The organism is Paenibacillus sp. FSL E2-0178 (assembly GCF_038593005.1).
Taxonomy (GTDB): domain Bacteria; phylum Bacillota; class Bacilli; order Paenibacillales; family Paenibacillaceae; genus Paenibacillus_AQ; species Paenibacillus_AQ phytohabitans.
This window is the reverse complement of record NZ_CP151953.1, coordinates 326,557-349,861: the sequence shown is the minus strand read 5'-3', so window position 1 is coordinate 349,861 and position 23,305 is coordinate 326,557. Positions and strand designations below refer to the sequence as shown.

At 52.9% G+C, this 23,305-nt stretch carries 23 protein-coding genes; all 23 read right to left on the bottom strand.

Annotated elements, in window-relative coordinates; all coding sequences use genetic code 11:
* Nucleotides 1-115 precede the first annotated feature (115 nt).
* A complete protein-coding gene (locus tag MHI42_RS01465; RefSeq protein WP_342422479.1) occupies nucleotides 116-1,087 on the bottom strand; it encodes an aldo/keto reductase in 972 nt (323 codons plus the stop codon).
* Nucleotides 1,088-1,103: 16 nt separating this feature from the next.
* Nucleotides 1,104-1,526: a MerR family transcriptional regulator gene (locus MHI42_RS01460; protein ID WP_340986976.1), complete on the bottom strand. Its 423-nt coding sequence runs from the start codon at nucleotides 1,524-1,526 to the stop codon at nucleotides 1,104-1,106.
* 129 nt (nucleotides 1,527-1,655) lie between these two features.
* A complete protein-coding gene (locus MHI42_RS01455) occupies nucleotides 1,656-2,219 on the bottom strand; it encodes a GNAT family N-acetyltransferase (protein ID WP_342422478.1) in 564 nt (187 codons plus the stop codon).
* Between the two features lie 65 nt (nucleotides 2,220-2,284).
* Nucleotides 2,285-2,479 (bottom strand): hypothetical protein, encoded by a 195-nt coding sequence (locus MHI42_RS01450; protein ID WP_342422477.1) that lies wholly within the window; start codon nucleotides 2,477-2,479, stop codon nucleotides 2,285-2,287.
* 431 nt (nucleotides 2,480-2,910) lie between these two features.
* Entirely contained in the window at nucleotides 2,911-4,869 is a 1,959-nt protein-coding gene (locus tag MHI42_RS01445) for an ABC transporter permease (protein ID WP_342422476.1), read from the bottom strand.
* Nucleotides 4,859-5,626, bottom strand: coding sequence for an ABC transporter ATP-binding protein (locus MHI42_RS01440; RefSeq protein WP_039291976.1), 768 nt, complete (start codon nucleotides 5,624-5,626; stop codon nucleotides 4,859-4,861). The genes MHI42_RS01445 and MHI42_RS01440 overlap by 11 nt, the downstream gene beginning before the upstream one ends.
* A gap of 87 nt (nucleotides 5,627-5,713) precedes the next feature.
* On the bottom strand, nucleotides 5,714-6,745 hold the full coding sequence (locus MHI42_RS01435) for a HAMP domain-containing sensor histidine kinase (protein WP_342422475.1): 1,032 nt from the start codon (nucleotides 6,743-6,745) through the stop codon (nucleotides 5,714-5,716).
* The gene (locus tag MHI42_RS01430) at nucleotides 6,742-7,446 is read right to left on the bottom strand and encodes a response regulator transcription factor (RefSeq protein ID WP_342422474.1); all 705 of its coding nucleotides are present in this window, start codon (nucleotides 7,444-7,446) and stop codon (nucleotides 6,742-6,744) included. The genes MHI42_RS01435 and MHI42_RS01430 overlap by 4 nt, the downstream gene beginning before the upstream one ends.
* A gap of 45 nt (nucleotides 7,447-7,491) precedes the next feature.
* A complete protein-coding gene (locus MHI42_RS01425) occupies nucleotides 7,492-7,740 on the bottom strand; it encodes a phosphopantetheine-binding protein (RefSeq protein WP_039291970.1) in 249 nt (82 codons plus the stop codon).
* The gene (locus MHI42_RS01420; RefSeq protein WP_342422473.1) at nucleotides 7,737-9,107 is read right to left on the bottom strand and encodes a radical SAM protein; all 1,371 of its coding nucleotides are present in this window, start codon (nucleotides 9,105-9,107) and stop codon (nucleotides 7,737-7,739) included. Before MHI42_RS01420 ends, MHI42_RS01425 begins: the two co-directional genes overlap by 4 nt.
* Entirely contained in the window at nucleotides 9,104-12,034 is a 2,931-nt protein-coding gene (locus tag MHI42_RS01415) for an amino acid adenylation domain-containing protein (protein ID WP_342422472.1), read from the bottom strand. The genes MHI42_RS01420 and MHI42_RS01415 overlap by 4 nt, the downstream gene beginning before the upstream one ends.
* Before the next feature lie 5 nt (nucleotides 12,035-12,039).
* Nucleotides 12,040-12,327, bottom strand: coding sequence for an acyl carrier protein (locus MHI42_RS01410; protein ID WP_342422471.1), 288 nt, complete (start codon nucleotides 12,325-12,327; stop codon nucleotides 12,040-12,042).
* 6 nt (nucleotides 12,328-12,333) lie between these two features.
* Entirely contained in the window at nucleotides 12,334-13,941 is a 1,608-nt protein-coding gene (locus MHI42_RS01405) for an amino acid adenylation domain-containing protein (protein ID WP_342422470.1), read from the bottom strand.
* Nucleotides 13,934-15,088, bottom strand: coding sequence for an acyl-CoA dehydrogenase family protein (locus tag MHI42_RS01400; protein ID WP_342422469.1), 1,155 nt, complete (start codon nucleotides 15,086-15,088; stop codon nucleotides 13,934-13,936). The genes MHI42_RS01405 and MHI42_RS01400 overlap by 8 nt, the downstream gene beginning before the upstream one ends.
* 74 nt (nucleotides 15,089-15,162) lie before the next feature.
* Nucleotides 15,163-16,791: an AMP-binding protein gene (locus tag MHI42_RS01395; protein WP_342422468.1), complete on the bottom strand. Its 1,629-nt coding sequence runs from the start codon at nucleotides 16,789-16,791 to the stop codon at nucleotides 15,163-15,165.
* A 22-nt stretch (nucleotides 16,792-16,813) separates the two neighbouring features.
* Nucleotides 16,814-17,848 (bottom strand): hypothetical protein, encoded by a 1,035-nt coding sequence (locus tag MHI42_RS01390; RefSeq protein ID WP_342422467.1) that lies wholly within the window; start codon nucleotides 17,846-17,848, stop codon nucleotides 16,814-16,816.
* Nucleotides 17,849-17,864: 16 nt separating this feature from the next.
* Nucleotides 17,865-18,938, bottom strand: a complete 1,074-nt coding sequence (locus MHI42_RS01385) for a 3-oxoacyl-[acyl-carrier-protein] synthase III C-terminal domain-containing protein (RefSeq protein ID WP_342422466.1) — start codon at nucleotides 18,936-18,938, stop codon at nucleotides 17,865-17,867.
* Between the two features lie 26 nt (nucleotides 18,939-18,964).
* Nucleotides 18,965-19,234, bottom strand: a complete 270-nt coding sequence (locus MHI42_RS01380; protein WP_076243108.1) for an acyl carrier protein — start codon at nucleotides 19,232-19,234, stop codon at nucleotides 18,965-18,967.
* 4 nt (nucleotides 19,235-19,238) lie between these two features.
* Nucleotides 19,239-20,261: an electron transfer flavoprotein subunit alpha/FixB family protein gene (locus tag MHI42_RS01375; protein ID WP_342422465.1), complete on the bottom strand. Its 1,023-nt coding sequence runs from the start codon at nucleotides 20,259-20,261 to the stop codon at nucleotides 19,239-19,241.
* Between the two features lie 139 nt (nucleotides 20,262-20,400).
* Nucleotides 20,401-21,153, bottom strand: a complete 753-nt coding sequence (locus MHI42_RS01370; protein WP_342422464.1) for an electron transfer flavoprotein subunit beta/FixA family protein — start codon at nucleotides 21,151-21,153, stop codon at nucleotides 20,401-20,403.
* Nucleotides 21,154-21,184: 31 nt separating this feature from the next.
* On the bottom strand, nucleotides 21,185-21,697 hold the full coding sequence (locus tag MHI42_RS01365; RefSeq protein ID WP_042137623.1) for a flavodoxin domain-containing protein: 513 nt from the start codon (nucleotides 21,695-21,697) through the stop codon (nucleotides 21,185-21,187).
* 33 nt (nucleotides 21,698-21,730) lie between these two features.
* Entirely contained in the window at nucleotides 21,731-22,504 is a 774-nt protein-coding gene (locus MHI42_RS01360) for a 4'-phosphopantetheinyl transferase superfamily protein (RefSeq protein ID WP_342422463.1), read from the bottom strand.
* Nucleotides 22,505-22,514: 10 nt separating this feature from the next.
* A complete protein-coding gene (locus tag MHI42_RS01355; RefSeq protein WP_342424666.1) occupies nucleotides 22,515-23,297 on the bottom strand; it encodes an enoyl-CoA hydratase-related protein in 783 nt (260 codons plus the stop codon).
* Nucleotides 23,298-23,305: the final 8 nt, after the last annotated feature.

Sequence of the window (23,305 nt, the reverse complement as noted above, 5' to 3'; positions counted from 1 at the left end):
TGATTCGATCTGTAAAACGAGAAAACGAGCGTTCCCGGCTGCCTACCTCCTAAAACAATATCCAATTGCAAAAGGTCCACGGAGCCCGTGGACCTTTTCTTCTTCTGATTATCGTCTAGCCGTCGAGCAGCGTCATCTGTTCTTTCATATAACGCGTGCCGTGAATGACATTCTTGGGGCTGACCTGATCGATTTGTTCGAGGTCCTCCTTCATGAGAAGGATATCAGCTGCGGCCACATTTTCCTCCAGGTACTTGATACGCTTCGTACCCGGGATAGGCAGCGACCCGTTGGCAATCGTCCAGGCAATGGCCAATTGGGATGGTGTACAGTTCTTCTCCATCGCGATCTCCTTAATCTTGTCGACAACCTCAATGTTCTTCCGGAAGTTGTCTCCTTGGAACCTCGGCATCCATCTGCGAAGATCACCTGCGGCAAGATCCTCGAAAGTGCGAAGCTCGCCGGAGATAAAGCCCCTGCTCAGTGGACTGTAGGCCACATGGGTGATCCCCAGCTCTCTAACGGTAGGGAGTATCTCCTCTTCGATGTCACGGCTCCAGAGCGAATACTCACTCTCTAGCACGGAGATCGGATACACGGCATGAGCGCGGCGAATGGTGGAAGCGGAAGCCTCGGACAGGCCGAGCGCCCGAACTTTGCCTGCCTTGACCAAGTCTGCCATCGCTCCGACCGTCTCCTCTATCGGAATTTGCGGATCGACACGGTGTTGGTAGTATAGATCGATGTAATCCGTATTCAAACGGCGAAGGCTATCCTCCACTACCTTCTTAACGTAATCAGGATGGCCGCTGATGCTCTCGTAATTTGGGGTGTACGAGAACTTGGTGGCGATAACGGCTTGCTCGCGGCGCCCTTTAAGAGCACGGCCGAGCAGCTTTTCGTTATGCCCGTTCCCGTACACGTCCGCGGTATCGAACATCGTGACGCCAATGTCCAAAGCGCGATGGATCGTTTGGATCGACTGTTCGTCGTTAGTCTCCCCGTATATGCCTGGAGACATTCCCATAATTCCCAGTCCGATCGAAGAGACGGGGATATTGCTATTGCCCAGAATTCTTTGCTGCATTTGTTAATCCCTCCTTCTATGTTTGTTGTCGCTCTGACTCTTCCATCTTGATTAACAGTTGGCTCTCGGAAGGGATTCTCCCTTTCTCGATGTCTTCGTATATCGACAGTTTGTTATTGACGGCGTCGAGCGCTTCGGCCAATTCGTTCTGGCGGCGAAATAAATCCTCCTTGTACTGGTTTAAGATCGCTTTGCGCTGTGGAATCGTGGAATCACCACCCAGTGCAAGATTCACCATCTCCTTCAGCAACGACAGCTTCATCCCAGTCGCCCGGAAACATGTCATCAGCCGGATCCAATCTAGGTGATCTTGTTCGAACAGTCGATTCCCGTTCTTATCCCTCTTAATGTAAGGGAGCAATCCCTCCTTCTCATAAAAACGAATCGTATGAGCCGGGCAACCAAGCCGCTCTGAAGCTTCTTTGATTGTGAATGCCATGGGCCGGATCGCTCCTTATCGGTTATTTCCAGGGCGGAATCAGCTGTTCTTCCTCATCCTAAACCTTAAAGTACACTTTAAGGCAAGCGTTATTTTGGGAGAATAAACTGCCGATTGATTGTTAGATTCTTATGTTTCCGGATTTTCCTTCACAGGATTAAGTATCCCGTAATAAACAAGATCCTCATAAGAATTATTCTTGTAAATATGATCTTTCAGCGTCCCTTCATAGCTCATTCCGCACTTTTGCATGATCTTACCGGATGCCGGATTAGATGCGAAATGACGTGCGTATACCCGGTGATAATTCTTTTCGGTGAAAACAAATTCAATAACTGCCCGGGCTGCTTCAGTTCCATAACCTTGACCCCAATGGGCTTCTCCGATCCAATAAGCGATCTCACCGTTATGGTATGGCTGATGGTTGGAAATGCCGACTGCTCCATACAATTTGCCTGTGTTCCTATCTGTGATTGCGAATTCATACATCCGGTCCAGGTCAAAGTTCTGCTCATGATTGGCCATCCAGGACACAGCGCATTCTAGTGGATACGGATACGGCAAGGTCAATGTACTCCGGTAGATATTGTAATTGTTACAATAGTCTCTAACTTCCTCCGCATCCGCTGGTTTGAATAGGCGCAGAAGTAACCTGTCCGTTTCAAGGGTCCGGTCTGTCCGGTTATAGTTCATCTGATTTCTCCTTCTCTCTATGTCATATAATGAACACCTATGTAATTCTTGTATATTGGAACCCCTCAATCAACATAACTATTCTCAAAAATATCCATAAAAGCGGTCACCAGTTGCGATTGCGCTACTGCATCCGCATCTTCCGTCTCCGTCAATTGCCATCCGTATGTACCATACTGCTGATAGTTCTCCATAGATAATGGACGCAGCTCAAACTCTTTGCGGATAGCTTCAATACCTGCAGCATAATCAATCTTCATCCGGGCGAACGCCTGTTCCGGGTCCTTGAAAACTGCATAACCTTTGCGGTCTGCCCCAATGTGATATGCCGGATCATCTCCCCACTGCGTAATGTCTACAGAACCTTTGATTCCCTAAGCACCAATCACATACTCTCTAACATACTTATTCTTGTTACCGAACGGAGAATGGTTCGAATACACCCACAGTGCGGCCAATATCACGAATGACAGCAACGCCAAACAACCAATAACCTTAAATTTGTTCATAGATTTCATTAGGCTTATCCTTTCCTTAGATGGATGCAACAAAAAAGCGGATGCACCAGGACCGGGAAACCAGCCATTGACTGCCGCTTTTGGGAGGAATAAATCAAAAGATCCACATCATTTAAACAGGCCAAGAATCAGAGACGATTCCCAGCCTGCCTTTTTGCCAGCTATACTAAACCTTATGCCGCACGGGTCAGCTTACGGACAACCTCCTGGCTGTACTTGCGCTTGGTGATGAAGTAAAAGCTGAGCTGGAATACGAAATAGATCGCGACCACAATCGTTGTGTTCTTCATGAATTCGCCAATGATGTCGGACCCGCTCATGACGTGGGTGATTAGATAGATGAAGCAGTAGCCGAAGATGCTGCCCAGCAGCAGCGGAACAAAGAAGGTAATGAGCAGCTCTGCCGATACTACCGACCTTATCTCCTTATCACTGATGCCAATCTTATACAGCTTGCGGAAAAAGACAGTGGCGTTCCCGATTTCGGTATATTGCTTGAAATACAGCACCATGCCGCCTGCTACAAAGAACAATACACCGATCAGCGAGGTGACGAACACGAAGAGTGAATAGTTCTTCTTCAGCTCCTTGAAGGCATCCACTTTGGAGGCTACCGCAAACATTTGCCCGCTTCCATCCTTATCCGTAGCATTCAGCGTATCCTTGAGCTTCTGGACAACCCCTTCTGTCCCTTTCCAGGCTGTAAAATCAATTCCGTAGTGGGTACCCATTGCATTCGGGCTTACCTTGGACTCCATATTCTTGTAATCCTCATTGCTCACTACGATCCCGGAGCTTGTCGGATAAGAGCTCGCTGTAGCAAACCAATCCCCGTGATAGGATGATTTCACCTTGTAATTGAAGGTTTGCGTGCCATCCGTGAATTGAATCGCCTCCCCTTCGCCAATGCCATGGGTGCCCGGCTCCCAGGCCGTAACAATATTAAGAACTTCCCCGTCGCCAACCGTTACCTTCTCCCCGGTCAGAGAGTTGTACATGTCCTGCGACACAATCGGCTTCGTCTTCAGGACATCGTATTTATCTCCTTCCAGATTCATTTTGAGGTTCAGGAAGCTGGTTTCCTGGATCGACTTCAGCGGCTCGGAGGACTGCTTCAGCACCTGCTCCAATTGTCCGCTCTCCAGCACATGCACGCCGGCTACCGAGATATACTCGATATCATACTTATTTCGTTCCGCGATGCTCTCCGACAGCTGCAGCAGCGAGAATGGCGAAGCAACAAGAAAGATAGTCATCCCGCTGAGAATGCTCAGAATGAACATAATCCGCTTGTTCTGATTGAATTTATGATTGATTTCGGTGATGGACAGGATATGCCGGTAATAGAATTTCTTATTCTTCAGGAAGCTGATCAATGTGTTTCCGAGATGGGAGATGACCATGTAGATCCCGATGAAGCTAAGCAGGATATAGGTAATAATCATAAAAGGATTCGTATTCAGACTTTCGTGATTGGAGATTACCACCAGGAAGATGATCGAGGCCACAACCAGCCCCACTCCCACCAGCCCAAGACGGGTGTCACTTTTCTTCGCCTGGTTATCCTGCTTGCGGGAATCCTTCATCAGGTCTGCGATGTCCAGCTTACCGACCTTAACACTTGAAATCAATTGTGAGGCGGCAAAAATCACGGTAAATACAACCGCAGTGACGATGAAGCTTGCCGCACTGAGTGAGTAGGATACCCCTTGCAGATCCAGCAGATCAATCGCCACATTCTGGAACAGCCGTGAAAAGATTGCGCCCGTGATAATCCCGGCAATGAGCGAGGAGACACTGATAATCAGATTCTCCAGCAGGATAATCTTCTGCAGATCGTTCTTGTGCATCCCGAGCGACATAAAGATGGCAAATTCCTTGCTTCTCGACTTGATGAACGAGGAATGCGCATAGTTAATGAAGAACACCGAGAACAGGGTCAGTGCAGCCAGACTCAGCATTAGCACAATCTGGATCACATCCTCTGTCGCCCCTTCCCGGATGCTGTTATTGAACAGCAAGGCGGCATAGAGGAAAAAGATCGTAATCGCAAAGGCGCTGCAAATGAAATAGGAGAAGAAATTCCGCACATTGCGTTTGAAGTTCTTAATCGTGACATCTCTAAAGGTCATTTCGTTCCCCTCCGATGATCGCCAGGCAGTCGAGGATTTGATCAAAAAACTCCTTGCGGACCCCGCTGCTGACAATCTCCATGCTGATGGCACCGTCCTTGATGAAGATGATCTTTTTGCAGAAGCTCGCGGCGAAGGCGTCATGAGTCACCATCAGGATGGTGCTCTCCCGTTCCTGATTCATCTTCTCGATACATTTCATCACTGCATTGGAGGACTTGGAATCCAGGTTGCCTGTAGGCTCATCGGCGAAAATAATATCCGGATCATTCACAAGCGCCCGGCTGACCGCCACCCGCTGCTGCTGGCCGCCCGATATGTTGTAGGGATACTTGCCGGCGATTTCCTCAATGCCCAGCAGCTTCATAATCTCTTCACTTTTGGCTTCCATTTGCGCTTTGTCCCGCTTGTCAAGGATCATGGGCAGCATGACGTTCTCCTTCAGTGTCAGACTGTCCATCAGATTGAATTCCTGGAAGACAAAGCCGAGATGCTGTCTGCGGAAGAGCGCCATTTCATTCTTATCCAGGGAGGTGATATTCTTGCCCCCAATAAAAACCTCGCCGTAGCTCGGCTTACCGATGCCGCTCAGGATATTCAGCAATGTGGTTTTGCCGCTGCCCGAAGGGCCCATGATGCCGATAAACTCCCCCTTCTCTACGTTAAAGCTGACGGAATCCAGCGCCACTGTGGAATTCTCACCGTTCTGCACACCATAAACCTTCTTAACCTCTTTGACTTCCAGTACTACGCTCACAGTTTCATCTCCCGTTTGTCATATATTTATCCTCAATTACAGCTTATAGCTTCATTGTAGTAGACACTGGATTCCATATCCATCCATTTACCTTACGTTATCTTTCATTTTTGAAAGGTAAGAAATCTGCACCTCTGTGCCTTGATTGACTTCCGAGGTAATCGTGAGGCGGTGGCCCAGCTTCCGGGCTATTTCTGAGCAGACATAGAGGCCGATGCCTGTCGCCTGGTGATGGGTACGTCCGTTTTTTCCGGTGAAAAAGGGCTGGAAGACCCGCTGCAAATCGACCGGCTCAATGCCGATCCCCTCATCCCGGACGGACAATACCACCTTGTCGCCACGCTGCTCAATGCGGAAGTGGATGGATTTCGCCGCTTCGCCCGAGTCAGAGTATTTAATTGCATTGGAGATGATCTGATCCAGCATCGCGGTATTCCACTTACTGTCCGTCATGACCATGATACGCTCGTCCTCACATTCGATCACCGGGTAGACATTATTATAGATATATTGATTCCGCTTGCTGTTAATCAGGCTTCTGAGTGATTCCAGCAGGTTGATAGGCTCCGGATTATAGTCCCGGGTGAAATGCTCCAGGCGGAAGAACTTCAGCATCTGGTTCAGCATGCTAAGGATTTTATCCTTCTCTTCCTCGATATGCTGCAGGGCCAGGGCATGGCCGGTGGGGTTCATTTTGTAGTTCTGCAGAATGAGGTCGATGACTGACAAGGGCGTTTTGAGATTATGTATCCACTGCGAGATGAACTTATGGGTGTTGTCGGCCTGGGCTTTGACCTCATAGATCTGGTCCTGATAGCTATGGTGTATCCGGTGAATGAGCTGAATGACGGCTTGCTGCTCGTACGAATAGCCCTTCTCCTCAATCTCGATATTCTCGGATAACCGCTGTATTTCCCGGTGGGTGGAGACGTATTTGATCAAGCGGAAGCACATAAATATGATAAATACATAAAAATAGATGCTAAGCAGGTACATGAGCTGGATATTGCTGCTGATAAAGAAATTGCAGTATACGCTCACCAGGATATGACTTAAAAAATAGACAAGGGTGAACGACAGATGATCACGCATGAAACCCCGAAACAGCTTAATGCTCACTGGCGGGTCCCTCCGATCATAGCCGAATCAAAAATGTAACCCACGCCTCTTTTGACTTTGATTACATCCTGAAAACCGAGACTGGCCAGCTTGCTTTTGACCCGGGTGACATTGACCGTCAGCGTATTATCCACGACGAAATGCACATCATCCCACAGCTCTCCCAGCAGATCTTCCCTGGTGACAATGGTATCCATATTCTCCATCAGCTTCTTCAGCAGCTTATATTCATTCTTGCTGAGCTCTTCTACGGCTCCCTTGCAGGAAATGCTGAAATTGCGGTCATCCAGATGAATCGGCAGCGGCTCTTTCTCCGGCTCCGGCTTGCCTGCATATTCCCCGTAATTCCGGCGCATGATCGCCATAATCTTCGCCAGCAGCACTTGAATATTCAGCGGCTTCACGATATAATCGTCCGCCCCCAACTCCATGCTGAGCACCTGGCTGGATTCCTCGTCCCTTGCAGAGATCACAATAATCGGCACCGTAGTTTTCCTTCTGAATACCCGGCAATAATAGAACCCGTCATAATAAGGCAGATTCAGGTCAAGCAGCACAAGCTGCGGCGCTTCCTGCTCGAAGATCTTCTCCACCTGCAGGAAATCCGCAACCTCCACCACTTCATAGCTGTATTTGCGCAGGATATCGGTCATCAGGGTTCTGATTTTGATATCATCCTCGACGATCATGATCTTGAACAATTGGCTCACCTCTTAGCAGCCCTGGCAGTCCTGAGACACTCGCTGTTATGAAGCCTCCGCCAGCTTGTTATCGATAAACCCGATAATTGTGGCAATGCTCGCGAAGTGTTCATGAATCAGTTCCTCGGGCAGAATAATAATCTTGAATTCCTGCTCCAATCTGGCAACCAGATCCAGGAGACCCAGGGAGGTCAGCAATCTGGACTCAAAAATATCGGTGTCCAGGTGCAGCTCCCCTGCCGGAATACGGGTCAAACCCGCTACGATCATTGTAACTTGTTCTGTGATTTTCATATACTATTTTCTCCATTCCTGGTGGATTTGTAGTAGGGATCAAAAACATGGGCAATCGCCCGGATAAAGTACGTACCGGTAGGGGTTACTGTAATTCGCGGAGAGTCCACACCCAGCAGCAGGCCATCCTTCTCCATGCCTCTAAGCACGCTTAGCTCCTCCTGAAAGTAAGAGTCGAAATCGATACCAAAGCACTCCTGGAGCATTTGCTTGTCAATAGGGTTACCGCCCAGCAGCTGCTTCAGAATAACATCCTCACGAATGGCATCCTCCCCGGACAAAAGATGGGTCTTCCCGGTCTCAACAGGGAATCTGCCCGAATCAAGCGCGAAGCAATAACGATCCATCGCCGGGACATTCTTATAATAGAGTCTGCCAATCTTACTGACTGCCGACTTGCCCAGACCCAGCAGATGCTGGCTGCTTCTTTCGGAGGAGCCCATGAAATCACGAACCACATGCGTTCCGGGATGCTTCTCCCGCCCGTTGTTGCGGATAAAGGTATCACTGCCCATCTCGGTGTAGTCCGTGGATAAATACTGGCGGGCCAGCTCGAACAGGCGGGACACCATATAATTGTTGGGCAGGCTGAGATGCGGGATTTTGCGCTGCAGCGGGTAGATGGCCGGGTAATGGGCATAGGGAAAAGCCACGATTTTATCGGGGGCAATCCGTACGATCTCCTGCAAGGTACGCTCGAATTCCCCGAGTCCCTGAAAGGGCAGGCCATAGCATAAATCCACATTGACGGTGAAGCCCATGCTCCGGGCAAGTCCGATAATCTCCCGTGTATCCTCAAGATCGCATTCCCGGTGAATCGCATTCAGTACCCGGGCATCAAAGTCCTGAATGCCAAAGCTGATATAGTTAAACCCCAGTGTCTTCAGCAGCCGGAGCTTGCCTTCGGTAACAATCTGCTTGTCCGGGTAAGCCTCCAGCTTTATTCTGGCGTTGTCTTCAAAATCCACGTACCGGGCAATAATTCCGTACAGCCGTTCGATCTGCCGTTCATTCAAATATGCCGGGGTCCCGCCGCCCCAGTGCAGATTACCGGATTTCAGCTTCCGGGAACGGCCGGAGAGCTTGAGTGCCAGCTCCTGCTCCAGCGCATCGATATAATGATCCTTGTCTTCATCCTTGCCACTCAGCACCCGGTCACAGCAGCAGTAATAGCAGATCGACTTGCAGAACGGAACATGCACATAAACCTGTGCTTCTTCGATTTCCTTAAGCTCCTGAGCTATAGCAGATTCATCCGCAGGCTGGCGCCAGTGGCTGTCCACCGGATAGCTTAAATACATGGGAAGGTTATATTCGTTGTACTTTTGCGATAAATAATGCAGCTGATTCTGAATGGTCTGATTCATTGCCAAGCTCCCTCCTTGCCCCGGCTTGCCGGGCGGCACATCATCTCCATGACTTCCTGCTCCTTGTGTACAATGTCTTCCAGTAAGCGGCCATGAACAGTTCTCCATGTGTCCGGCAGCGCAATGCCTTTGCTGCACCTGATCAGGTCACTGCGGATGTCCAGCCATGCACCGGTAATTTCTCCGAGCCTCGCTGCAGCTGCTTGCCGTTCGGTAAGAAGACGCTCCAGCCGGTACTTTTCAGCCCGCTTGAAATCAATGATGGCGTTCAGGCCAGCAATCTGGCGGTTGACGTGCTGCTCTGTATAACTCCAGTGCTGTGAAGTATAGTGATCTTTGAAGGCAGACAACGCCTGCAGGCTCTGCGTAATGTCGTCCCGCTGTGTGCGGTACAGGCAATTAAGTCTATTAACATCTGGCAGCAGTTCATAGGTGTACGGCTGCTGGAAGCGCGGGAATTCCATCAGGGTGTACGTCTGCGCAGATGACATTAGATGCTGGCGGTACCCCTGATAACTGTTCAGCAGATCCGCTGCTGCCAGGGTCCGTTCCCTGTAATTCAGCGCATCCTTATGGCTGTGCTCCAGCACAATAAACTGATCCTGCGCCTCACTATAACCGTAGACCAGCAGCGTATGGGCAAGATGTTTCTTCATATAAGCGTCTCTACGGGCCGGTTCATAGAAGCTGTCCACCCATAGAATGAACAGGCTTTGCCGGGCCAGTCCAGCGGTAAGCCTCTCCTTCAGCCCGTTCCCGCCCTGCGGGGACTCATACCGGGCCGTAAGGTGCAGCTGCTCCAGAATAGCTTCCGGGGGTGCGGATTCCATGCAGGCAGCAGAGAGGTACGGCTCTGCCTGTGCAGATTCCAGAGTATACACAAACATATCGCTGCTCAGAAACGTATTGATATTCCGGCCAAAGACATTCACTACAGGAAATAGTGAGTTATATAGGCAGCTTTTGTAATAGAGATCGGTAAACGGCTGCGGCTGTGTGAACGGACGGGACAAGCTCGGCTCCGTTATGATCTTTACCGGGAGGCTGGAGGCAGCTGCAACTTCCCCGCAGTGAACCTGAACCGGCGGGATACAGGCTGCACTTACCCGCGGAGTAACTCCCGCTTCCACAAGCCCGGCCTGCGCCCTAATGGTAGAGGCGCTCAGCAGCTCTTCGTAAGTAAGGGGAATGCCCCTGCGGGCAAGCTCACTCTGCAGCGTAACCGCCTCAATCGAGCTTCCGCCAATTTCGAAGAAGTCATGGTCCAGTCCGATGGGTTCAAGCTCCAGGACAGCCCCCCATGCCTGGCAAATGGACTGCTGCAACGGAGTGGTGCAGGGAGTGAATTCACTATCCGTAAGAATATTGTGCAGAGAAACCTCAGGCAGCTGCTTTTTGTCTACCTTGCCGTTGGCATTCAGCGGGAAGTGCTCCAGCCGGACGAACACGGACGGGAGCATATAAGCAGGCAGGCGTGCAGCCAGGTACATCTTAAGTGCAGCGCCGGAGACGGCTTGCGCGGCAGTCAGATAGGCACAGAGGTATTTATCCCCTGAACTGTGGCTCCTGGCCATAACGGCAACATCCCGGATGCCCGGATATTCCAGCAGCAGCTTCTCCACTTCCTTCGTCTCGATGCGGAAGCCTCGGATCTTGACCTGATCATCGCGGCGGCCGAGGAATTCGATGGTTCCGTCCTCCCGCATCCGGCCCAGGTCCCCAGTCCTGTACATCCGGTCTGCCTCAGATTCGCGGAAGGGGTCCGGCATGAAGGCTTGTGCCGTCTTCACCGGGTCCTTGATGTAGCCGCGCGCTACCCCGATACCGCCGATATACAGCTCACCTGTCTCTCCCGCCGCAACCGGCTGCAGGTCATCGTCAAGAATGTACCAATAATTCTGTTCAACCGGTATCCCGTAGGGAATGCTTGTCCAATCCTCCCGGACCTCCGTAACCGGATAATAGATGGACCAGACCGCAGCCTCTGTAGCACCGCCGAGAGCGGTCAGCTTCGCCTGGGGGAAGTAACGCGAGTAGTTCCGCGCCAGCTCCAGGGGAACCCAGTCTCCGCTCAGGAAGATGTGCCTCAACTCCAATTGGGCGAAATCAGGGATATACTCCGCCAAGTGCCGGACCAGATAATGCAGCGTGGTCGGAACGGAATTCCAGAAGGTGATCCTCTGCTCCAGCAGCAGCCGTGTTAAGCTGTCAGGATCAGTGATCTGCGGCTCCGGACACAGGACGATCGTGCCTCCGGCGGCCAGCAGGCCGAAGATATCATACACGGACAGATCAAAGCACACCGAGGTTACGAACAAGCCCCTGTCATGGCTGCCTATATCCAGCTCCCGGTTCACCCAGGAGATTAAATTCACAGCGGAACGATGCTCGATCATTACGCCTTTGGGCGTGCCGGTAGAGCCGGAGGTGTACATGATATAGGCCAGATCGCTGCCGTCAATAGAGATATTCGGGTTGTCTGCCGGATAGTCTGCTGAATTGGGAGCAGCGGTTGCGTCCACTTCGGCAGACCCCAGGCTGATCTGAACCGGCACAGCGAGCGGTTCTTCGTCATCACAGATAGCGGCCGAAGCCCCGGAATGCTGCAGAATATAGTTTTTGCGGCTGGCCGGATAGCCGGGATCCACCGGGACGTAGGCAGCGCCGCTTTTTAACACGGCAAGCAGGGCCATGACCAGATTCATATTGCGCTTCACACTTATGCCTACATGATCATTCGGACGAACGCCCCGGGCAATCAGCTCATGTGCCAGGCAATTGGCACGCCGGTTCAGCTCCTGGTAGCTTATTGACTCTCCGGCAAAAACGATGGCCGGATGCTCCGGCTGCTGCACTGCCCGGGCTTCGAACGCTTCGTGCAGCGTGGCAGCAGCAGATATGGACAGCTTGGAATGGGAGTCGGCCAAAGCTCTCACCTCCCGGGCAGGCTGCCCTGCGGATGTTCACTGCTCAGCTCAGCGGTCAGCGCAGTCAGATCGCCCAGCGTCTCACAGCTGAGCAGCTCATCTACATGCTCTTCCAGGTTCACGTCAAGCCTGCTCTCCACCATCGCGATAATCTCCACAATCATCACCGAGGTAATGGCCAGATCACCCTCAACCGACAAGCCGGGATGCAGCTCCTCCTTATCGAAGTAGCATACGCTGGCGATAATCTCATACAGCTTGTCCTGCATCTGCACAGTCTTCTCTCCCCTCATCTTCCTTCAGAGCCGCTTGCGGAATTCATGCTTCAATTGCTGCCGGTCAACCTTGCCGCTCCCCCCTGTAGGGAAGCTGTCAAAGACATGCACCATATCGGGAATCATATACCGGGGCAGCAGCTTGCCGACAGCCTGCTTCAGCCCAAGGACGGTGAAGCTGCCAGCTTCATGCACAACCACGGCAGCGCAGATCAGCGGATGGCCTTCACCATCCTGGATATCCACGACCGCGGCATCCAGAATATTCTCCATGTCATGCAGCACGCGTTCAATCTCCGGCAGCTCAATGCGAAAGCCGGAACGCTTAATCAAGGCGTCTTTGCGGCCAATCAGGACGAGCACTCCGTCTTCGTTAACCATAGCCATATCCCCGGTACAGTAGAGCTTGTCTCCAAGACCCCAATTCGGCGGTATGCTGCGGAAGCTCTGCTCTGTAAGCAGAGGGTTGCGGTAATAGCCCTTCATGACTATTGAGCCTCTTACACAGAGTTCACCCTCTTCACCGGCACCGGCAATGCGCCCGTCAGCGGTTACCACGACAACTCCGGTATTCCCGCAGGGATACCCGATGGGTACGGGAGTGTCGCGTATACCGTCTTGCTCACTCAGCGGATAATAGGTACAGACGTTGGTTTCAATCAGCCCGTACAGATTGTAGAAATCCGCCTCTGGCAGCAGCTCCATCACCTGGTGCAGCAGCTTCGGCTGCAGAACCTCTCCCGCAAACAGCACGCCCCGCAGCGAAGGCAGCCCGCCTGCTGGCAACCGGCCGTATTGGACCACGGCAGCCCAGAGTGAAGGCACGGAATAGACCCAGCTAATTTCCCCCTGTTCGATGGCCTTGGTAAAACGCGCCGGATGCTGAATGACCTCAGCCGTCAGGAGGACGAGCGTTGCCCCTACGGCAACCGGCACGAAAATATCAAACACCGAAAGATCAAAATGAAAAGGTGCGATGGCCGCGAAGCGTTCATGTTCTTCCGGTTTGAAGTAACCGCAGCACCAGTCAATGAAGGTTCTGGCATTCAGGTGGGTAATCATCACGCCTTTGGGTACTCCTGTGGAGCCTGAAGTGTACAGAATATAAGCCAGATCCTCGCTGATCGGCTGTCTTCTGCCCTTGTACAAATGGCGAAGGGGCTGTTCCGGCGAAGCATGTACGATCTTGACAAAATCTGCGTCGTCCAGTTTGGCGCCCCCCTCCACCAGCAGTATATGAAGTAACCTCAGCCGCTCCCATTGCTCCGGATTCGCACCTTGCAGCAGCTTCAGGAGGTTCGCACCATCAGTAACCAGAAACCGCGTCCCGCTCTGCTCTAGAATGGTCAACATTCTGTGTACAGGAGAGTAGCTCGTGTCCAGCGGAATGTACGCCCCTGCGGTGAACAGTACGCCGAACATGGCGCATACTGCCTGCGGGGACTTGTCCAGACAGATTGCAGCGGTCTCCCCCGGCTCCATGCCGGTATCGATCAGTGCATCGGAGATTTGAATACTGCGCCGAAGCAGCCCGCCATAGCTTAGCTCCCTGCCTTCAAAGCGCAGCGCAGTCTGGTCCGGGCAGCGCTCAGCGCTGCGGAGCAGGTAATGCTGCAGCAGGAAATCACTCATACCCTTCCCCCAGACCTTCCAGCATGATTTTCTTCTGCATCTCGCTCGTTCCCGAGTACAGCTTGGAAGCAAGGGAATCCCGCATCTGCTTCTCCGGCGGGCTCTCCTTCACATAGCCGTAAGCTCCCCAAATTTGTACCGCCGCAAGGCTGTTCTGCACCTTGGATTCGGAGGTATGCAGCTTCAGCATGGAGGCGTTGTGCATTCCGCAGCGGCCCTGGTCAAAGTCCTCGCACACCTTATACAGCATCAGCCTGCTTGTTTCCATCCGGATTCTCATCTGGACCAGCTTGTCATAGACCCCCTCGAAGGAGCGGATGGCCTGCCCGAATTGCTTCCTCTGGCCCGCATAATGATAGGTCTGTTCATACTGCTGTTCCATGGCTCCGACATGATAAGCACTGACTATAATCCGCTCCCACAGCATCGCCTTGAAAAAAACACCCATCCCCTGCCGTTCCCGTCCCAGCAGCCTATGTGCCGGAATGCGGGTGTGGTTCAGCAGAACCTCACTCATCGGGCTGGTCCGCAGGCCCATCTTCCCGAAGACCTGTCCAATCTCGTATTCCTGCTGCCGTGCTTCCAGAATAAAGGCCGACACATCCAGCATGGGCAGTCCATTCGCATGCTTGCCATACACCAGCAGGATGTCGGACTCCGGGGCGAGTGTTGCAAAGGTTTTGATGCCGTTCAGGATATAACCTTCCGGCTCCTTCTCGACAGAGGTAATCATGGCGGAAGAATCAGAGCCCGCCCCAGGTTCCGTAATTACGCTGCTGCCGATGAATCTTCCATCAATGAGCGGTGCCAGATACCCTTCCTGCTGCTCCTCACTGCCGTACACCCATAGCGGCACTTGGGCCGCTGACATTTGAGCGCATACCGAGAAGACCAGGCCTTCATCCTGGCAGCGGCGCGCCAGCGAACGAATCGCCAGCGCCGTGGTCAGCATTCCCTGCTCCGCTCCTCCATACGCTGCCGGAAAGGGAAGTCCGAGCAAGCCGGTACCGGCTAATCGGGACCACTTATCCCTGCGGAAGGTGCCGCTCTCGTCATCCGCATACACTCCGTCATTCAAATACCGCTCACAACATTCCTCCATTAAGCCGCAGATCTGCCGCTGCTCCACGGTATAGCTGAAATCCACAATAAGCGCCCCTCGACCTGTGATTTATTGAAATATAAGAATTTGAAGCCAAAGCCTCACTTTGCGGGGTTATCTTATAGCTCCCCGGCCATGCCTCTGACGATCATGTCATTGAGCAAAAACTGGCTTTCCGCCGGAATACCCTCTACAGCCCATCTTCGGAGGATGTTCTTCTGCACCTTCCCGGATTCCAGCACCGGCAGCTGGGAGACGAGATGTACCCGGTCCGGGACCTTATAGTTCGCGATTTTGCCGCGGCAATAGGCTTTGACCTCACCTTCGGTAAGCAGAACTCCGGGCCTTGGGATCACAAAAGCAGCCAGGGCCTCACCCAGAATCTCGTCCGGCTCCCCGACAACCGATACATCCTCAACCTTGTCCATGTTCAGCACACATTCTTCAATATCTACCGGGTAGACATTGAAGCCGCCGCGGATGACCATATCCTTGATGCGGCCGGCAATGCAAATATTGACGCCGTCCTTGTAATAGCAGGCCAAATCGCCGGTGTACAGCCAGCCTTCCTCGTCAATTACCTCACGCGTCTTGGCTTCGTTGTTGTAGTAGCCCTTCATCAGATAGCCTCTGATTGCCAGCTCCCCGATCTCGCCCTTCGGCAGCTCCCTGCGGTCCCGGTCGACAATCTTGACCTCGAAGCCTTCAATCGGCCTGCCCACGGTGTTCAGCCGGACCTCCGGCGGATCATCCAGCCGTGTCATTGTGACCAGACCCGTAGCCTCAATAATGCCGTAGGCGTTAATCAGCGTGCAGCGGGTCGTTTCCTCGATGGAGCGGGCTAAATACGGGGTACAGAGGGAACCGGAGACCACGACCTTGCGCAGCTCCCTGAACAGACCGGGCTTGCAGTAAGGCATGGCCAGGATCAGGCTCCACATCGTCGGCTGGGTGTGAAAGAGGTTGATCCCGTTTTTGGCGACATGGGTCAGAATATCATTCGGATTGAAGTTGGAGATCCATTTCATCGTGATACAGGAGACAAAGTAGACGAGCACGGCATTGAAGCCCTGCGCAGCATAGAGAGGAGCAATCGAGAAGCCGATATCATCGTGTATATCCAGCAGCTGTCCGCCATAGTAGGAGGTGGCCACCAGATTGCGGTGCGTGATCATCACGCCTTTGGGGTGGCCGGTGGTTCCGGAGGTGTAGCCGAGAATCGCAATATCCTCAGGATCAATAGCTTCGAGCTGTCTGTCCTGAAAAGGGACTGTGAGCGGCTTCAGCAGCCTGGCAAAAGACATGCTGCCCGGTGCAGGCTCATCGCCAAGCACGATATAATTGCGGATCGCCGGCAGTTCGGGACGAAGCCCGGACAAGAGAATTTCCTCATAGTTAAAAATGCCCAGCCGGTCCTGGTAAATGATCGTCTCCGCATCGGAATTGTCCAGAATCCGCCGGATTTCATCCGGTTCATACCGTGTGCTGACAGGAACAATCCACGCGCCGATTTTGAACAGGGCGAAGTAGACGTACAGATATTCAAGACTGTTGGGCAGCAGCACGGCCACCTTGTCGTTCTTCTTGATCCCGAGGTCCAGCAAATTACCGGCAATGGTGAGGGAATAGTCATACAGCTGCGCGAAGGTGACAGTCTCCTGCTCGAACACCACCGCAGGCTTGTCCGGGAAATCCCTTTGTAATGTGTCCAGCACGCAGTCAATGGTCAAACGTTCATATTGGATCATCGGTGTGCCCTAGTCTCCTTTGTTAGCCCAAATAGGATAAATCAAAGCCTTCGAAATGCTGCGCTGCCTCTTCCTCATTCAGAATGGCGCCGATACAGCCCGGCAGCCTGCGGGGGCGCTGCATGGCCGTCATAATATACTGGATATAATTGAAGTTGTTCGAGAACGAACGGATGCCGATGGCCTGCATGATGATCCCGATGAACGCGCCGGGAGCCAGATTGGTGTTCATCATTTTGTCCGCAAAATCCGGAAACAGCACCGCCTTCAGCTTCTCCACGCATACGAACAGAAACTTCTGCATACGGATGAAGATATAATCCTTGTCCTTCTGGTAGATTTCGTCTGTATGGACCAGCTCCCCGTCCAGGTAAAACTCCGCCAGAATCGGAGATTTCAGCTTCATATAACCTTCCTGGTCGAAGGTAATATGATTGAACACATCGTACAGGACAACCGTATACTTGATGTCCTCCTTACCGCTGAACGCCTGGAGCCCGGTCAAATACAGATTGCCTTCAGCGGCGTAAATATCTACGATATCTTCCTCACAAAATAAAGCGCCGGGTCCAGTGTCCCCTTGCTGCTTGTGCATGAAATAGGAGCTGTAAATCCCGCTCATAATCTCAAAAATATGAAAACATTTGAACCGGTCAAAGCGGAGCCGGGCAGCGAGTTTTTTGTCAAACCACTGACCCTCCAGCTCCTCCTTCAGCTTCTGCTCCAGGTAATCCCTCGAACAGAGCACACCCTTGCCTCCGTTAAAAAGATCATCCACCGCCGCTTCCAGAATTAGTCCGTCCGGGCTGACGGTAAGATGAATCATGAAGGACAGGGAGACATCCTGCTTGCGCATGCGGGTGATATCCCGCTGCCAGCCGATAATATGCAGATTCCCTTCATCATCCGTCTGCAGATTGGTGCCACGCGCCCTGATCATGGGCACAAGCTTGTCCGTGCAGGAATAGTTGCCGTAGGCGACCTTTTTGCGGATGATTGCTTTGTCGAGCGGTTCTCTTACAATCAGCTTGGGAACGGGAAAATTCGTGACCGTCATAGTCTGCCTTCCTCCCTTACCATATGAGGTATGCCGCCGCATAGGTTAAGCCGCAGGCACTGCCCAGCAGCAGGATCGAGTCGCTCTTACACAGCAGCCCCTGCTCCTCGGCGATCGCCAGACCGGCGGGAATATTGGCGCTCCCCATGTTGCCGTTCTCGGGGAAGGTATTAACGGGGAAGACTTTCTCCGTCTTGACCTCCAGCTTGTTCAGCAGTGAGTTGGTGATATTGCGGCCCAGCTGGTGGGAGAAGATATAATCAATGTTGTCTTTGCGCAGCTCATGCTCCTCCAGGAATTCATAGACAAAGCCGGGCATATCGCGAATGACATTGGCGGCAATCCCGCGCCCGTCCGCCCAGCTCATGAAATCCATTCCCTCGAACCTTGGAGCGGGCATATGGATTTTGGGCGATACATAGAGCGACAGCTCCCAATCCGCATGGTTCCTCTGCTCCCCGTAGTACTGGATGGACTTCTCGCCATTGTCAGCACTCAGCAGCATGGCGGCGGCTCCGGCCCCGGCGAACAGCAGATTCATTTTGTAATCGGCTTCTTCAAGACTGCCGACCTTGCCTGCATAGTTGGAGGCCTCCAACAGCTCCAGCGGATTCTCACTGGTTACAACGAGGATATTGCGGTATTTGCCCGATTGAATATAGAGGCTGGACAGCTCCATTGCTTTTAGGAACCCGTTGCAGGTGTCGTTGATGTCGTAAAAATTGCCCCGGGTCATTCCCAGCTCATGCGCCAGGATAATCGCATAAGACGGTTCACGGAAGGGATTGCACACACCCACGAACAGCAGCAGGTCAATTTCGCTTGCTGTGATGCCCGCTTTGCCGATCGCTTCCTGCGAGACCTTAACGGCCATCTGCACAGAGCTCTCCTCCCGGTAGTCCGCTGAGCAGGAACGGGTCGTAATTTCCAGAAAATCGAGCTTGCGCTTACTGCCGTACACCAGTTGCTCCAGATCATCCTTCGGCAGATGCTGAAAGTACTTCTCCGCGAACAAATCTACGATCTCCCCGTTGGTCATCCGCCCCTTGGGGATGTAATAGGATAGGGCACGTATAGACAGATTCAACATGGTCATGCTCCTCTGCATCAAGATGATTAATTGCCGGTCTGCGCGTCCAGGACCAAACTTCTATAGTTGTCAAACAGCTCATAGGCTTCGCCCAGTGTCCGGGTCATTACCCGGTCTTCGGGATTGAACATGACCTGGTACTCTCTTTCGAGCCTAAGCATCACATTGACCAAAGATAAGGAATCAACCCCCAGCTCCAGCAGCAGATTGACCTCCGGGGTCAGTCTTGAAGCTTCAATCCCCAAATATTCGGCAAAGATTCCCTGGAACTGTGCAAAGCTTATCCGTTCTTCCATATGCTCACCTGCCTACTGTTATGTTTTGTCTAACCTGGTCAATCAGGAGCGGCACCGCTTCGAACAAATCGGCAACAATGCCGTGCGCAGCAAGTCCCAGAATAGGGGCTGTCCTGTCCCTGTTGATAGCAATCACGGTGTCCATTCTGCGGATGCCCACAGTATGCTGAACCGCTCCCGAGATGCCGACCGCGATATAGATTCTGCCGCTCACATTCCGGCCTGTTAAGCCAATCTGCCGGGAATAATCCAGCCAGCCCTGGTCAATCACGGGTCTTGTTGCACCCAGCTCTGCGCCCAGGCATGCGGCAAGCTCTCGGACCAGCTCCATTCCTTCCTTGCTGCACACGCCCCGTCCTGCGGCGACGATAATACCGGAAGCGGCGGAGCCCGGCGCTTCTCTGCTCTTAATCACCTCAAGGATAGAGGTGCGTAGCACGGATGGAAGCTGGAGCTGCGGATGAATAATCCGTCCGGTCCGGTACGGATCGGGTACGCAAGGGGACATGGCCCCGGGCCGGACTGTCGCCATTTGCGGTCTGGCCTCCGGGCAGCAGATGGTCGCCATTAACGCCCCTTCCCGGGCTGGCCGGATCTGCAGCAGCACCCGGCTAGGCGGATCAATGTCAAGCTCTGTGCAATCCGCAGTTAAGCCGGTGTTAAGCCTTGCAGCTAATCTAGCAGCGATGGATTTGCTATGTATAGTGGAGGGAAGCAGCAGGATTTCCGGTTTAACCTCCAATACCAGCTGATGCAGCAGCTCCGTATGAACCTCTTCGCTCAGCGGACTGAGGCCGGGCTGATCGAGCACATAGACGGTGTCCGCGCCATGGCTGATGCATGAGGCCGCATAGGCTGATGTACCGCTTCCGATAAGCACGACGGCAATGTCCGTCTGCAGTTTCCGGTTCAGCTCACGGGCTGAGCCCAGCAGCTCATATACAGCCGGGCTCAGCTGTCCTTCGGCGTATTCACCGGCAATCATGAGACCTTCATATTCTCTGGCCCGCAGGCTCTGGTCCGGCATGGAAGCCTCCTTATCTGAATGAAAATAACAAGTGGAAACGGCTTTGCCGTCCTTTTGTAAGGACGGTACTGTTTCAGCGAGAAATAGAAGGATAAGTTATCATGTGAAACATATAAATTCTTATATTTTAGAAAAAGCATCATATACCCGGTGACATATTCTTATCTGTCAAAAGCTGCGCGATCTCCTCAATCTGCTCCCGCAGGCTCTTGCCGCTTACGGTGAAGGGCACCTGCCGGTCTGCGGCAGGACGGGTTGCCTGCACCCGGGTAGGCGATCCCGCAAGCCCGCAGGCTTGCTTGTCCAGGCTCAGGTCCTGGGCGGACAGCCTGGTGATTTCACGGCGGTTAGCCTTCAGAATTCCATTAATAGTAGCCATCCGCGGCTGATTAATGCCTTTATGCACCGTAATCAGGGCCGGGAGCATCAGCTGCACAATTTCAAAACCGGTCTCTGTCATCCGCCTGCAGGTGATGTGCCGCTCTTCCAGGGCGAGGATCTCCAGCACATGCGTGGTGTGCGCAGTGCCCAGCTTCTCCGCCAGGGCCGGACCGACCTGTGCGGTCTCCCCGTCAGTCGAATGGGTGCCGCAGAGAATCAGATCCGGCTTGCCTATCAGCTCAAGCCCCCGGGAGAGCACAGTGGCCGTTGCGAGTGTGTCCCCTCCCGCGAACAGCCTGTCAGTCAGCAGCACGCCTGCATCCGCACCCAGTGAGATGCAGCTCCGTAAGATCTTCGCTGCGGATTCTGCTCCCATGCTTACTGCGGTTACGCTCCCGCCCTGGCGCTCCCTGATCCGCAGCGCCTCTTCCAGGGCAAAGACATCCGCCGGGTTCATAACAGGCCCCATGTTAGCGGAGGCTACCTGCTTGACACATACAGCGATTTGCAATCCGCTCACTCCTTCCTGGACAAGGGTGTGCTCATGAGGTCTGACGCAGTTCCTGAAGAATCGGCGAAATGTTTTCTTTGCGCACATCGTCGCAGTTTCTGACCATTTCTTCTGCCATTTCCTTGCCCATGAACAGCCGGGTCATTTTCTGTCCGACCTTCATCATGGTTTTATCCTTGTCGGCCAGCTGTTCAAAGTTAAACCGGCCTTCCAGCGGGAAATATTTCAGCCCGGCACGGATTTTTTCGGGAATGCTTTTGTTGTAGTTCTTGATGGAGGCTTCGCTTTGCACAGGCGTTTTGGAGACGGAAAAGAGGATGACCTTCTTATGCTGCAGCTGGTCCCAGACCTTCTTGAGATAATCGGCGATGACCAGCTTCTGTACCCGCACATAGGTACCTATAATTACGGTGTCATACTGGCCTGCCTGCTTAATATCAAACGTGTCGATGTCCGCGAGATCGGCTCCAAGCTCCTCCGCGATCCATTCCGCATACTGCTTCGTACTTCCATAGACGCTTGTGTAAAGGACGAGACTTTTCATAAAGCACCTCCTGAAATGGTTGATACTCATACGTTATAATGGCAGCATCTCTTGCAGACATTGCAATAACCGGGCTTCCGAGCCGTTAGTCATGGCCTTGGCCGGAAGCACAATGGTAAAAACATATTCACGGCGCAGAACGGATATGGCCTTGAATTGCGGGAAATTCTTGAACTGGCTGATCACTCCCTGCTCACCGCGGGTGCATGCTTTGATTTCGAACAGGTCGGTGGGAACGGTGAAGCCGGTCTGAAGCACTTTGGACATCGCTTCCTTGGCCGTCCAGAGCAGGGTCAGGAAGTGCGTCGGCGCAAGCTCAGGTCCAAGGTCCTCCATCAGCGCCTCTTCCTCCTTGGAGGTAATCCTTCTTAACGCGTCCATCGCCTTCTCATCCACAAGCTCCATGTCAACGCCCAGCAGAAGACGCGGGTCATAATCAACCGCCGCTCCCAGGGCGTCGCAATGGGTAATCGTAATCTTCCGGTCGCTTCCGGCCACCAGCGGCTGGCACATAATCCCGTGATTGATCCTAATTTCGGACAGATCATCCTGCTCCTCAGCCACAGCCATCTTGGCGGCCAGCTTGCCGAGCAGGTAGCTGTTGCGGCGTCTGGGATATTTGAAGCCGAAGTATTGCTCCTTCTCCGCCGCACTCAGATAATCCAGTGGCCCGTCCTCCGGCGGCAGGGAGACCACACTCAGCTTCAGCCCATAACGATCCTCCGGGCCTTCCAGCTCAAAGCTGATCCTTCTTACCGTGTGGGAGAGGAACTGTTCGTATTGCCTTGCGAAGGTTGTATATAGCATCACTGTGCCCCTATTCTTTTTCCCAGGGAAATCTTTTGTAACGCACATAATTCTGAATGTTCTCTCTGACTTCTGCAGAAGCAGTCAGCTTGTCAATCTCGGCTACGGCGGCATGTTCCATCGTTTCGTTGATAATCCACATTTGCCGGAAATAGCCTTTGATCTCCTTAACTGTCTGCGGCGTGATCCGGCTGATTCTCCGGTATAGCCGCAGAATGCTGGCATCCGGGTCAGCAGTCACTTCATCGGCGAGTCTGCACCCTAGCGCTTCTTCCGAGGACAAGGGCAGCGTGGTCAAGGTCATCTTGTATGCCTGCCAATAGCCGGTCCGCCGGATAAGATAAGGACTGACGAGAGCGGGCACGAGGCCCCAGATCGCTTCAGGCAGGGCAAAGGTGGAACGCGGCGAAGCGACCACATAATCACAGGCAGCCATCAGCCCCACACCACCGGCAAGCACCTGCCCGTCTACCTTGGCGATCACCATCTTGGACAGCTCGCCGATCCTTTTCATCGTCTGCAAAAAATCTACGGATGGCGGGGCGGCTGAATCACCGGGTGCGTCGTCCTCCCCGTCCGTAAACGCCTGAAAATTCATCCCGGTACAGAAATACCCGCCCGTACCTTCAAGGACAATCACCCGGCAGGCGCTCAGCTCCTCCAGCATTCCTAAGGCATGCTGCAGCTCTGATACCAGGGTGGCGGTGATACTGTTCTTGTGCTCCGGACGGTTCAGCCGGATGCTGTAGAGCCCTTCGTCCAGGTGACTTACGGCAATAGAATGATACTCCATAGCAGTCA

Bases quoted from the DNA above. Each gene is read 5' to 3' on its own strand.
- MHI42_RS01365 (WP_042137623.1), bottom strand. From the start codon at position 21,697: ATGAAAAGTCTCGTCCTTTACACAAGCGTCTATGGAAGTACGAAGCAG.
- MHI42_RS01465 (WP_342422479.1), bottom strand. From the start codon at position 1,087: ATGCAGCAAAGAATTCTGGGCAATAGCAATATCCCCGTCTCTTCGATC.
- MHI42_RS01425 (WP_039291970.1), bottom strand. From the start codon at position 7,740: ATGAAAATCACAGAACAAGTTACAATGATCGTAGCGGGTTTGACCCGT.
- MHI42_RS01385 (WP_342422466.1), bottom strand. From the start codon at position 18,938: ATGTTGAATCTGTCTATACGTGCCCTATCCTATTACATCCCCAAGGGG.
- MHI42_RS01380 (WP_076243108.1), bottom strand. From the start codon at position 19,234: ATGGAAGAACGGATAAGCTTTGCACAGTTCCAGGGAATCTTTGCCGAA.
- MHI42_RS01450 (WP_342422477.1), bottom strand. From the start codon at position 2,479: ATGAAGATTGATTATGCTGCAGGTATTGAAGCTATCCGCAAAGAGTTT.
- MHI42_RS01375 (WP_342422465.1), bottom strand. From the start codon at position 20,261: ATGCCGGACCAGAGCCTGCGGGCCAGAGAATATGAAGGTCTCATGATT.
- MHI42_RS01405 (WP_342422470.1), bottom strand. From the start codon at position 13,941: ATGAGTGATTTCCTGCTGCAGCATTACCTGCTCCGCAGCGCTGAGCGC.
- MHI42_RS01390 (WP_342422467.1), bottom strand. From the start codon at position 17,848: ATGACGGTCACGAATTTTCCCGTTCCCAAGCTGATTGTAAGAGAACCG.
- MHI42_RS01460 (WP_340986976.1), bottom strand. From the start codon at position 1,526: ATGGCATTCACAATCAAAGAAGCTTCAGAGCGGCTTGGTTGCCCGGCT.
- MHI42_RS01355 (WP_342424666.1), bottom strand. From the start codon at position 23,297: ATGGAGTATCATTCTATTGCCGTAAGTCACCTGGACGAAGGGCTCTAC.
- MHI42_RS01360 (WP_342422463.1), bottom strand. From the start codon at position 22,504: ATGCTATATACAACCTTCGCAAGGCAATACGAACAGTTCCTCTCCCAC.
- MHI42_RS01410 (WP_342422471.1), bottom strand. From the start codon at position 12,327: ATGAGGGGAGAGAAGACTGTGCAGATGCAGGACAAGCTGTATGAGATT.
- MHI42_RS01395 (WP_342422468.1), bottom strand. From the start codon at position 16,791: ATGATCCAATATGAACGTTTGACCATTGACTGCGTGCTGGACACATTA.
- MHI42_RS01420 (WP_342422473.1), bottom strand. From the start codon at position 9,107: ATGAATCAGACCATTCAGAATCAGCTGCATTATTTATCGCAAAAGTAC.
- MHI42_RS01455 (WP_342422478.1), bottom strand. From the start codon at position 2,219: ATGAACTATAACCGGACAGACCGGACCCTTGAAACGGACAGGTTACTT.
- MHI42_RS01445 (WP_342422476.1), bottom strand. From the start codon at position 4,869: ATGACCTTTAGAGATGTCACGATTAAGAACTTCAAACGCAATGTGCGG.